This is a genomic window from Flavobacterium sp. TMP13, from assembly GCF_050847115.1.
Lineage (GTDB): Bacteria > Bacteroidota > Bacteroidia > Flavobacteriales > Flavobacteriaceae > Flavobacterium.
On sequence record NZ_CP193656.1, the window covers coordinates 223,015 to 235,154 of the forward strand.

Annotated in this window: 9 protein-coding genes; 6 read left to right on the top strand and 3 right to left on the bottom strand. The window is 34.8% G+C overall.

Annotated elements, in window-relative coordinates:
- Window positions 1–15: 15 nt before the first annotated feature.
- The 6 genes from ACRASX_RS00980 (at window position 16) to ACRASX_RS01005 (ending at window position 8,394) form a co-directional block, all read left to right on the top strand.
- Window positions 16–1,347 (top strand): DUF58 domain-containing protein, encoded by a 1,332-nt coding sequence (locus tag ACRASX_RS00980; protein ID WP_432222125.1) that lies wholly within the window; start codon window positions 16–18, stop codon window positions 1,345–1,347.
- A 118-nt stretch (window positions 1,348–1,465) separates the two neighbouring features.
- Entirely contained in the window at window positions 1,466–2,251 is a 786-nt protein-coding gene (locus ACRASX_RS00985) for a TrmH family RNA methyltransferase (RefSeq protein WP_432222126.1), read from the top strand.
- 1,405 nt (window positions 2,252–3,656) lie between these two features.
- A complete protein-coding gene (locus ACRASX_RS00990; RefSeq protein ID WP_432222127.1) occupies window positions 3,657–5,876 on the top strand; it encodes a RelA/SpoT family protein in 2,220 nt (739 codons plus the stop codon).
- Window positions 5,877–5,963: 87 nt separating this feature from the next.
- Window positions 5,964–6,425 carry a Fur family transcriptional regulator gene (locus ACRASX_RS00995; RefSeq protein ID WP_066309956.1) on the top strand — a complete coding sequence of 154 codons (462 nt, stop codon included), beginning with the start codon at window positions 5,964–5,966 and terminating at the stop codon, window positions 6,423–6,425.
- A gap of 61 nt (window positions 6,426–6,486) precedes the next feature.
- Complete coding sequence (locus ACRASX_RS01000; protein ID WP_066309958.1) at window positions 6,487–7,758, top strand: adenylosuccinate synthase; 1,272 nt, start codon at window positions 6,487–6,489, stop codon at window positions 7,756–7,758.
- 57 nt (window positions 7,759–7,815) lie between these two features.
- Complete coding sequence (locus tag ACRASX_RS01005; protein ID WP_432222128.1) at window positions 7,816–8,394, top strand: NUDIX domain-containing protein; 579 nt, start codon at window positions 7,816–7,818, stop codon at window positions 8,392–8,394.
- 78 nt (window positions 8,395–8,472) lie between these two features.
- On the opposite strand, the gene guaB is transcribed toward ACRASX_RS01005, so the two are convergent.
- From guaB to ACRASX_RS01020, 3 genes are all read right to left on the bottom strand, one after another.
- Window positions 8,473–9,945: an IMP dehydrogenase gene (gene guaB, locus ACRASX_RS01010; protein WP_066309963.1), complete on the bottom strand. Its 1,473-nt coding sequence runs from the start codon at window positions 9,943–9,945 to the stop codon at window positions 8,473–8,475.
- A gap of 215 nt (window positions 9,946–10,160) precedes the next feature.
- Window positions 10,161–11,558 carry a DUF5723 family protein gene (locus tag ACRASX_RS01015; protein ID WP_432222129.1) on the bottom strand — a complete coding sequence of 466 codons (1,398 nt, stop codon included), beginning with the start codon at window positions 11,556–11,558 and terminating at the stop codon, window positions 10,161–10,163.
- The gene (locus ACRASX_RS01020) at window positions 11,555–12,106 is read right to left on the bottom strand and encodes a hypothetical protein (RefSeq protein ID WP_432222130.1); all 552 of its coding nucleotides are present in this window, start codon (window positions 12,104–12,106) and stop codon (window positions 11,555–11,557) included. Before ACRASX_RS01020 ends, ACRASX_RS01015 begins: the two co-directional genes overlap by 4 nt.
- Between the last annotated feature and the right edge of the window lie 34 nt (window positions 12,107–12,140).

A 12,140-nucleotide genomic window follows, 5' to 3' on the forward strand; every position in this document is an offset into this window, starting at 1 on the left:
AATAAAGAAAAAAATTTGAAACTACTTAAAAACTTATACATCAACAACCTATTTTTCTATGTGCTTTTAGGCATGATTGGTTTGTTTATTTGTGCTTTTATTTTTCCGAATTTATACAATGCCGTTTGGTATTTGGTGCTCGTATTAGTTAGTTTTTTACTGTTGGATTTGGTACTGCTATTTTTGAGTAAAAATGGTATTGAAGCACACCGAATTACACCCGAAAAACTATCCAATGGAGATAATAACCCAATTCGCGTTACGATCGAAAATCACTACACTTTTCCTATTGATATCAGCATTATTGATGAAATTCCGTTTCAGTTTCAAATTCGAAACTTCAAAATTAACCGCAACATAAAAGCTTCCGCGAAAGACGAACTGCAATACGAATTGCGTCCAACGGAAAGAGGCGAGTATTTTTTCGGAAACTTGAATGTATATGTTTCATCGCCATTGAAACTCGTTTCCAGACGTTTTACTTTTGATAAAAACGCAATGGTTCCAACTTATCCTTCGTACATTCAGTTGCGTAAATACGATTTAATTGCTTTTTCTAATACACTATTTCAATACGGAATAAAGAAGATTCGTCGACTTGGACATACAATGGAATTTGAACAAATTAAAGAATATGTTGCTGGCGATGACGTTCGAACCATAAACTGGAAAGCAACGGCCAAGAAAAACGGACTGATGATTAACCAGTTTCAAGACGAAAAATCACAATCGGTTTATATGATTATTGACAAAGGACGTGTCATGAAAATGCCTTTTAACGGTTTGAGTTTACTTGATTATGCCATTAATGCAACCTTAGTTTTATCGAATGTAATTTTAAAAAAACAAGATAAAGCGGGTTTATTTGCTTTTTCTAAAAAAGTAGAGAATCGTGTTTTTGCCGAAAAAAGAGGTTCACAAATGCAGAAGATTCTCGAAACTTTATACAATATTAAAACTGACTTTTTTGAAAGTGATTACAGTAGATTGTATGTTGATATTAAGAAAAATATCAACCAACGCAGTTTGCTAATTTTATATACCAATTTTGAAACTTTGGATGGTTTGCACAGACAATTACCGTATTTAAAAGCCATTGCTAAAAGTCATTTGTTAGTAGTAGTCTTTTTTAGCAACACCGAATTAAATGCGATTATCAATAAAAAAAGCGAAACCATTCAGGAAGTCTATGATAAAGTGATTGCGGAAAAATTTGTTTTCGAAAAGCGTTTAATTGTTGCGGAACTTAAAAAATACGGAATTCATTCCGTTCTCACCCAACCCGAAAATCTTACACTAGACACCATCAATAAATATTTAGAGATTAAAGCCCGAGGAATTTTATAGTGGTTCATTTCAAATCATTACTTTTTTAAAAATGCTGTTAGAATTAACAATAGATATTTAATCATTTCTTAAAATCCTCAGTACCTTTGAAACTTAGCACCTCAGAACCTCTAAAAAAATGAAACAAATTACTTCTGTACAAAATCCTTTTATAAAATCATTAGTATTACTTCAAGAAAAAGCAAAAGCCCGCAAAGAGTCAGGCACTTTTTTGATTGAAGGATTACGCGAAATATCGATTGCCATACAAGGTGGTTACGCCATAGAAACCGTACTTTTTGTACCCGAAATATGCAGCGAACAAGAAGTAAAGCAAGTCGTTGTGTATGCTGAATTAATTGAAATTTCGAAAGAAGTCTATCACAAATTAGCGTACCGCGATACTACTGAAGGAATTTTAGCGATTGCAAAGACTAAATCACTGCAATTAAAAAATTTACAATTATCTGACAATCCACTTATATTGGTTGCCGAAGCACCTGAAAAACCAGGAAACATTGGTGCTTTGTTGCGTACGGCCGATGCTGCCAATTTAGATGCTGTGATTATTGCTAACCCAAAAAGTGACTTATACAGTCCGAATATTGTGCGTTCTAGTGTGGGCTGCTTATTTACGCGCCAAATTGCTACAGGAACTACTACCGAAATTATTGCCTTTTTAAAAGAAAAGAACATTAATTTTTATTGTGCGACTTTGCAAAATTCGACTTCCTACGATACGCAAAACTTTACCAAACCAACTGCGTTAGTAGTCGGAACAGAAGCTACAGGATTGACGAAAGAATGGCGTGATGCCGCAACTCAAAATATTATTATTCCGATGCAAGGCGAAATAGACAGTATGAATGTTTCGGTTGCTGCAGCCATTTTAATTTTTGAGGCCAAACGACAACGTGGTTTTTAGACGAACTCCATTTAAAATTCTATAGCTATGAAATAATATATTTTTATATTGTTGCTAATGGCTACAACTAATGTATTTTGTGCCCAACATATTATAGATGAATAATATATTGTACTCAATCAAGTAATGCCTGACATACTTCGTGATAAAAACAATTTAAAAGAAGATTCTCTCGCTTTGTATGTAGAAAGTTTACTTTTTAGTAATCAACAACTTTTTTTTCTGAGAAAGCTTTTGATTCTTTATAATTAGAGCCCTATAAGTAATTCGGACAAAAAAGATAAATAGATTAGCTAAAAAAATAGATTTTAAATATTTGGTTGGTCAAAAAAGAGATATTTTAGTTTGGGATTTTAATAGGTTAAATTATTCGTTCAAAAAATACAATCACAAAGAACAATCACCGAGCCAATTTAGAGTAGTTATTGCTTTACCTATTTGTAGTACAGATAAAAAAACTGTTTTTATCTTCCACATCAAACCTAGTGACTATATGAATTGTGGAGCCACGGATGTTACAGTATATAAAAAAGGCTGCAATGGTCTTTGGAAAAGATAGGTCGATTTTCAAGTCGGTTTTGATTAGTATGCTTAATTACAAATAATGGCAAAACAATGATATTGTTATTTTATCGATCTCTTAATTTGTGTATACGTACCTATAGTGTAATACTGTAAATATTTTGCAATATTTTGTAAATTCTAAACTAACCTTACACTATACCTTTACCAAATAGATTTCTAAATCATAGCAATACGTTTTTATTGAAAAAGCCATTGTAATATAAAATGATTTTGTGAATGAAGTTAGCCATTGCGGCTTACATACACCAACTTGTACCGGCCGCTTGATTGAAATTAATTTCAATCAAGCGGCCGGTTATTTTTTTATAGAATGTAAATTCCCTTAAAGATCATCTCAATTGAGATCCGTTTAAGATATAGAATTTCTCTTTTTTCTTCGGATCTATCATTTTGTTCAACAGCAAAAAATTAATAATCCCCACGATCGTAATTTTCAATGAGTGTTTTAAAAGACTTTACATCGAGGAAATATTAAAGAACACGATTTAAATCAACGCCTTAATTCATTTTTATTAGCCAATTTGCTCAATAAAATTTTCAATATTTTCGGCAGTAAGCATAATCGATTTTTATTGAACAGCTAAAATATAAAAAAAATATAGGTAGACAATTCTGCACAATGTACTGCCTATCTAAATAGATCTCGCAGTAAAATAATTTCGCGAGTTATGGCGCGAACAATCTACTTAATTACTAAATTTTCATAAAAATACAGCTCTCTTTTAACACAAATCAACCTAATTTTCATACTTTAAAACAGTTCAAAAATATTGCATACTTGCTTTCAAATACTTATTTTTAGTGATTCAACCCCGCTGTTATGACTGAGATAGATATTGAGAAAGAAAATAAAGCAATTGCACAAGAATACAAGGAGTTACTTCGAATTAGTTATCAAACCTTAACCGATGATGATAAAAAATTAATTCGAAAAGCTTTTGATGTTTCTGTTGAGGCACACAAAGATCAGCGCAGAAAATCGGGCGAAGCATACATCTTCCATCCTATTGCTGTGGCCAAAATTGTAGCTTCAGAAATTGGATTAGGAGCAACATCTATTGCAGCAGCTTTACTGCACGATGTAGTTGAAGATACTCCAATTACAGTAGAAGATATCGAACGATTGTTTAATCCGAAAGTAGCGCAGCTAGTTGATGGATTGACGAAGATAGCACAAGTTCAAAAGGATTTAAACGCGTCGTTGCAAGCAGAAAATTTCAGAAAAATGATTCTGACTTTAAACGATGATGTGCGTGTAATTTTAATCAAATTGGCCGATCGTTTGCACAACATGCAAACAATGGACTCGATGGTAGAATACAAACAGACCAAAATTGCATCCGAAACCCTTTATATTTACGCACCTCTCGCCCACCGTTTAGGATTGTACAACATTAAAACTAAACTGGAAGACTTAGGGTTAAAATATACGGAGCCTGACGTTTACAAAGATATTGTTAGCAAAATAAGAGAAACGGAAGAAGAGCAAGATGCCTACATTAAAAATATTACTGATGTCTTAAAAAAATCTTTAGACGCAGAAAGTGTTGATTACTCTATAAAGGGACGTCCAAAATCAATTTATTCTATCCGTCGAAAAATGCGCGCTCAAAATGTAACTTTTGACGAAGTGTACGATAAATTCGCTCTCCGAATTGTTTATAAATCCAATCCACATGATGAGAAATTCTTGGCTTGGAAGATCTACTCCATTGTAACGGATCACTACAGACCGAGTCCGAGTCGTTTGCGTGACTGGATTTCTTCGCCAAAATCTACAGGATATGAAGCGTTGCACATTACCGTTATGGGACCAAAAGGACGCTGGGTAGAAATACAAGTCCGAAGTGAACGAATGGACGAAATTGCCGAAAAAGGATATGCTGCACATTACAAATACAAAAACGGTGCAACCGAAGAAAGCGGCTTGGATTTATGGTTAAATTTACTGCGTGAAGCATTGGAAAATGCAGAAGCAAATGCGGTTGATTTTGTAGAAGATTTTAAAATGAATCTCTATTCACAAGAAATCTTTGTCTTCACGCCAAAAGGAGAAATAAAATCATTGCCAAAAGGGGCTACATCACTGGATTTTGCATTTAGCATTCACTCTGAAATTGGAATAAAAACATTAGGAACTCGTGTCAACGGTAAATTAGTGCCGTTGAATTATATTTTAAAAAGTGGTGATCAAGTCGAAGTAATTACCTCGCAACACCAAAAACCAACGGCAAACTGGTTGGACTATGTAACTACTTCTCGTGCCAAAACTAAAATTAAAAATGTCTTAAACGAAAATACCAAGCGCATTGCTGAAGAGGGTAAAGAATTGTTAAGACGTAAATTAAAACATCTTAAAATAACCGTTAACGAGCAAGTAATCAACGAGCTGGTTAATTTTTTTAAACTTAAAACGAGTTTGGATTTATTTTACCGTGTTGGAATGGGCTCGATTGACAATCAGAAATTAAAAGATTATGCTGCTCAAAAAAGCAATAGTTTTATTAATTTCTTTAAAAATAAAATTAAAAGATCACCAAGTACTGCAGATGTTGATATACATAAACCTGTTATTAACAGTAATTACGACACGTTGGTTTTTGGTAGCGACCATGATAAATTAGATTATAAATTATCGCCGTGTTGCAATCCAATTCCGGGTGATGAAGTTTTTGGTTTTGTAACCATCAATGAAGGAATTAAAGTTCATAAAAAAGATTGTCCTAATGCTATTACGATGCAATCAAATTACGCGTACCGCATAATGTCTGCTAAGTGGATCGATTCATCGCAAGAAGAATTTAAAGCCATTATTAACATTACTGGTATGGATGTTTTAGGTTTAACAAATCAGCTCACAAAAGTGATTTCTAATAACATGAGTGTAAACATACAGAGTATCTCATTGACTACAGATGCGGGAATTTTTCATGGACAAATAGCTGTTATTGTTCGAAATAACAGTATTTTGAAGAAAATGATTCAGAATATTATAAAAATTGATGGAGTAGAAAAAGTTACCCGCGAATACAGCAATTAATATTTAGATATTCATTTCCAAAGTGGAGCGTAAAAGTTTAAACGGGAAACTTTTATTCATTGAAATAATAAATTATCTTTGCCAGATATGACACTCATCTCAACTGACAATTCGAAAAATCAAGAAATTGTAAAAAATGTTTTTACATTGTATCTTGAGAACAAAGGACATCGTAAAACGCCTGAGCGTTATGCAATACTTCAGGAAATATACGATAGTGAAGAGCATTTTGATATCGAAAATTTATACATCAAAATGAAAAATAAAAACTATCGTGTCAGTAGAGCTACGCTTTACAATACGATTGAACTTTTATTGGATTGCGCATTAGTTCGAAAACATCAATTTGGCCAAAATCAGGCTTATTATGAAAAATCATATTTCGACAAGCAGCACGATCACATAATTATGACTGACTCTGGTGAAGTAATTGAATTTTGTGATCCACGAATTCAGATCATCAAGCAAACAATCGAAGAGATATTCAACATTCAAATCAACAGTCACTCGTTGTATTTTTATGGTACAAAGAAAGTAGAAGAACAATAAAACACAACATAACTAAAAGTACAGACATTTAAACCTGTCTCGAAAATAAATTATAAAGAGAATGACCGTAGATTTATTATTAGGCTTACAGTGGGGAGATGAAGGAAAAGGGAAAATTGTTGATGTTTTAACATCCAATTACGACATTATTGCTCGTTTTCAAGGTGGTCCCAATGCTGGGCATACTTTAGAATTTGATGGAATAAAACACGTTTTACGAACAATTCCTTCTGGAATTTTTCATAAAAATTCTATTAATATCATCGGGAACGGAGTTGTAATTGACCCGGTTGTTTTTCAAAAAGAAATTGAAGGTTTAGAAAAATTTAATTTAGACATTAAAAGCAAATTAATTATTTCTAGAAAAGCACATTTAATTTTACCAACGCACCGCTTGTTAGATGCTGCATCTGAAGCATCTAAAGGAAAGGCTAAAATTGGTTCTACTTTAAAAGGTATTGGTCCAACTTATATGGACAAAACTGGTAGAAACGGTTTACGTGTTGGTGACATCGAATTAGTAGATTTTAAAGAAAGATACAGAGCATTGGCAGACAAACACCAAGCAATGATCGCTTTTTATGATGTGGCTATCCAATACAACTTAGAAGAACTTGAAAAAGAATTCTTTGAAGCGATTGAAGAATTAAAGAAATTAGATTTTATTGATAGTGAAGAATACATTCACCAAGCGCAAAAAGCAGGTAAAACTATTTTATGTGAAGGTGCTCAAGGTTCTTTATTAGATGTTGATTTCGGAACCTATCCGTTTGTAACCTCATCAAACACTACTGCTGCTGGAGCTTGCACTGGATTAGGAATTGCGCCGAACAAAATTAAAGAAGTATACGGAATTTTTAAAGCATACGTTACTCGTGTAGGTAGCGGTCCTTTTCCAACTGAACTTTTTGACGAAGTTGGAAGTACGATGGCAAAAGTAGGAAACGAATTTGGTTCGGTAACCGGAAGACAAAGACGTTGCGGATGGTTGGATTTAGTTGCATTAAAGTACGCTGTTCAAGTGAATGGTGTAACGCAATTAATGATGATGAAAGGCGATGTATTGTCTGGCTTTGAAACTCTGAAAATTTGTACAGAGTACAACTATAAAGGACAAAATATTTCACACTTCCCTTACAACATCGAACCAGAAAATGTAACTCCAATTTACAAAGAATTTAAAGGTTGGAAACAAGATCTAACAGGAATGACTACTTACGAGCAGTTGCCTGTTGAATTAAAAGAGTATATCGATTTTATCGAAAAAGAATTAGAAATTCCGATCAAAATTGTTTCTGTTGGTCCAGACCGAAAGCAAACAATTCTTAAATAATAATAGAAAACGCTCTTTAAAAGAGCGTTTTTTTATGTTAAAATTCAAAATAAGACCATGAAAAATCCTGATATAGAAATAAAAAATATTCAATTACTTTCGGATAATTATTACATTTTAAACAAAGTCACTTTCGGATACAAAACAGAAACTGTTAATGAAACGCACAACCGTGAAGTGTACGACAGAGGAAATGGTGCTGCTATCTTACTATACAATTCGGCTAAAAAGACGGTGATTTTAACGCGTCAATTTCGTTTGCCAACGTATTTAAACGGCAATGCAAGCGGAATGATGATTGAAGTATGCGCGGGACTTTTAGACCAAGATAATCCAGAGGCTTGTGTAATTAGAGAAGCCGAAGAAGAGACGGGGTATCGGGTGACAAAAGTCGATAAGGTAATGCAAACGTACATGTCTCCAGGAGCCGTTACTGAAATTCTACATCTATTTGTTGGAGAATACAATGAGCAAATGAAAATAAGCGAAGGCGGCGGTTTAGAAGAAGAGCAAGAACACATAGAGGTATTAGAATTGTCTTTTGATGAAGCCTTTGCGATGATTGAATCTGGTGAAATTGTGGATGCAAAATCGATCTTATTGTTGCAACATGCTAAAATAAAAGGATTGGTTTAAGATTTAACTAAAACGACAGGTATAAAAAAAGGCATCAGATGTAATTCTGATGCCTTTTGTCTTTATATAAAATTCGGATTATCTTGAATAATTCGGAGCTTCTTTGGTAATTGTCACATTGTGCGGATGACTTTCGTTGATGCCGCTTGCGGTGATGCGTACAAAACGACCGGTTTCTTGCAAAGTTGCAATATCTTTTGAACCACAATATCCCATTCCAGCACGAAGACCTCCAATAAACTGAAGCATACTTTCGTACAATTCGCCTTTGTAAGGAACACGCCCAACAATTCCTTCTGGAACTAATTTTTTTACATCGTCTTCAACATCTTGAAAATAACGGTCTTTTGAGCCACCTTCCATGGCTTCAACAGAACCCATTCCTCTGTACGATTTGAATTTTCTTCCTTCAAAAATAATAGTTTCTCCAGGCGATTCCATCGTTCCTGCTAATAAAGAACCTAACATGACACAATCCGCTCCTGCAGCAATTGCCTTAGGAATATCTCCTGTATACCGAATTCCACCATCAGCAATAACGGGAATACCAGAACCTTTTAATGCCGCAGCCACCTCTAAAACAGCCGAAAACTGTGGAAAACCTACTCCTGCAACAATACGAGTAGTACAAATAGAACCAGGACCGATACCTACTTTTACACCATCAGCGCCATTTGCTACCAAAAACTTAGCCGCTTCGGGAGTTGCAATATTACCTACAATAACATCAATAGATGGAAATCTTGCTTTTACTTCTTTCAATACTTTTACAACACCTTCTGTATGACCGTGAGCCGTATCAATAATAACTGCATCTACTCCGGCATTTACCAAAGCTTCTGCTCTTTGTACCGCATCGCCCGTTACTCCAATTGCTGCAGCTACGCGCAAACGTCCGTACACATCTTTATTTGCAATTGGTTTTTGAGTCAACTTGGTAATATCTCTAAATGTAATTAAACCTACCAGTTCGTTAGCAGCATTAATTACAGGAAGTTTTTCTATCTTGTGTCCTTGCAATACAATCTCAGCTTCTGCTAGAGAAGTTCCTTCGGCCACAGTAACTAAATTTTCGGTTGTCATTACTTCCGTAATTGCTCTTGATCCGTTTTTCTCGAAACGCAAATCACGATTAGTCACAATTCCTTTTAAAATTCTATTTTCATCTACAATCGGAATTCCACCAATACCATATTCTTTCATTGCATTTTTTGCATCGGCAACTGTAGAAGTTAATGGTAATGTTACTGGATCGATGATCATCCCTGATTCGGCACGTTTTACTCTGCGAACTTTAGCAGCTTGCTGCTCGATCGACATATTTTTATGTAAAACACCAATTCCGCCTTCTTGCGCCATAGCAATTGCCATAGAACTTTCGGTAACGGTATCCATAGCAGCAGATACTATAGGAACGTTTAAAGTGATGTTTTTAGAAAATCTTGATTGTATACTTACTTCGCGAGGAAGCACATTGGAATAGTTTGGTACTAATAATACATCGTCGTAAGTAAGTCCTTCTCCGATAATTTTTGTGGTGTGTGCTATCATGGTGCAATTTCTAGTTGAATTGCGAGCAAATATACAGAATAAATTAAAAACTTATGTCTTTTTGACCTTATAATTTCAGATTTCGAAATAGCAGCTGGCCTAGAATTACATTTAAAAAAGATTTAAAAAACACATAATCCCTAGCCCGGATAGTAGCGGCATCCTGTTGTGCCGTGGTTCGGCACAACAGATACAGCGGAGAGCCGGAAAAGCTTCTAATCGTGAAAAATATTCTTCTGAGGTATAATATAATTGAGGCCAAATTGAAAAGACAGACTGTTGGCCTTGGATACATCTCGGTATTCCAGGATATTATCGACTAAGGTATAGATATTCATTCTTCCCAAATTTGCAGAAACACCCAAACCAATATTTGTATACGAAAAACTGTCGACGGTGTAGGTTGTTTTAAAGTATAATTGATTAAAAAACACCCGTTGGTAAAAAGCTGTTAGGGCGACAAATGGCGTTTTAGGCATACTCATAGCAAAGAATTGCAAACCAAATGCATTTTGATATGCGGCGGTTGCTACATCGCAATTACAACTTTCAGATCTTGGTTTACCGAAAGAATATTGCGCCGATGCATTGAATTTTACGGGTCTCCACGTGGTAAATTTATTATAAACTGTATCTCTTGGAATAGCAGTTTCGAAAGAATCAAAAACGTCTTCGGGTTCCTCTGGATTACTAAAATCAGGGTTTACTCCGTCGTATTTATAATAACCTTTGTATGTATAAGTAGCGATGTCTTTGCTGTGTCTTACAAAACCTACATCGAGTACGCTTGCGGTAAGTTGCCACTCTTTTTCAGGGTAATAGGTCAATCCTAAATCAAAACCTAAACCTAAATTTCCGTTAAAGAAGGTATTCTTCGCAATATCATTGCCAATATTTCCTTCGTATTCGTCTTCTAGATATTTAGAAACACCTGAAGTTTGCACTTGCAAATTAGAAGAAATAATTTGATTGTAAATAGCATTTTGATTTTGATCTGTTGTACTAATATAACCTGAATTGTCGGTAGAATTTACGGTAAAACCACTGGAATACAATTTGGCTCGAGCCCCTAGAACTAGCCTATCGTTAAAGTTTTTATGATAGCCTATATGCCAAACAGAAAGCATCTCTGATTTGAAATTGATATCGTCTAAATTGAATGATTTACCAATGTAATTTTGATTGCCTTCTAAGGCCAATACCGCTGGATCTTTAGGCACGTAACTTAGAGCATTAAACTCTTGATACAATCCAAAGGACAAGTAGCTGTTACTTTCCCAATCGCCCAGTTTGATTCCACCACTAAATATTTCAATTTGTTCTTGAATCATGATTTTATCTTTGGCCGACGCCGAGGCAATTACTAGTCGAAGTTTATCGTTAAAATCGACATTGTTTTTAGCAAACAAATCGTAGGCCGAAATACCATTAGACCCAAATTGTACCGACAGTCCAGAAAGCAGCGGAACGCCAACATACCACTCGTACTGCACGTCGGAACCTGGGTTTGCAAGTAAGGTTTGCGGAATTCCTGCAAAGTTATACAACAACTGTTTGTTTTGCGCTTGACTGCAAAACACGCTAAAAATTAATAATAGGAATATCTTTTTCATTTGATTTCCATGTATAAAGTTGCACTAGAACGTAATTTTAAAGCACCAAAACTAGTGGCGTTTAATGGTGTGCCTGGCTGCATTTGCACGACAAAACCAACTTGCATCATTTGTTGAACGGACTCTAATTTTTGTCCTTCAAAAAAATCGTTCACTGTAACTTTTACTGTAGTTCCGTTGGAGGCAGGAACAAGTATCGGAATTTCGTAGACAGGCATTTTATTGTTGTCTAATAGCACCATATTTATCGAAAAAGCACGTGGAATTGTATTCTCGATTTCAAAATGTAAATCGATTCTACGAAGGTTGTCTCGAAGAAAAGCATCTTTAAATGGGGTGAAATTTTGCACATCGACCAGCAGTTGCCCCGAACCAGTATCCACAAAATCGGTTGCTTTTACTTCAAAATAAGTAAGATTACCGACTAAAACAGGTTCTAATTTTAATTGGTTGGTCTGATCAAAATCGAGTTCGCTTGAACAAGAAAGGCAGGATAACATTACAAGTAAAAAGCCCAGAAAACGTCTTACACAAAGATTTTTTTGCATACCGATACCTTTTAAAAATTAAAAATTCTTTTAA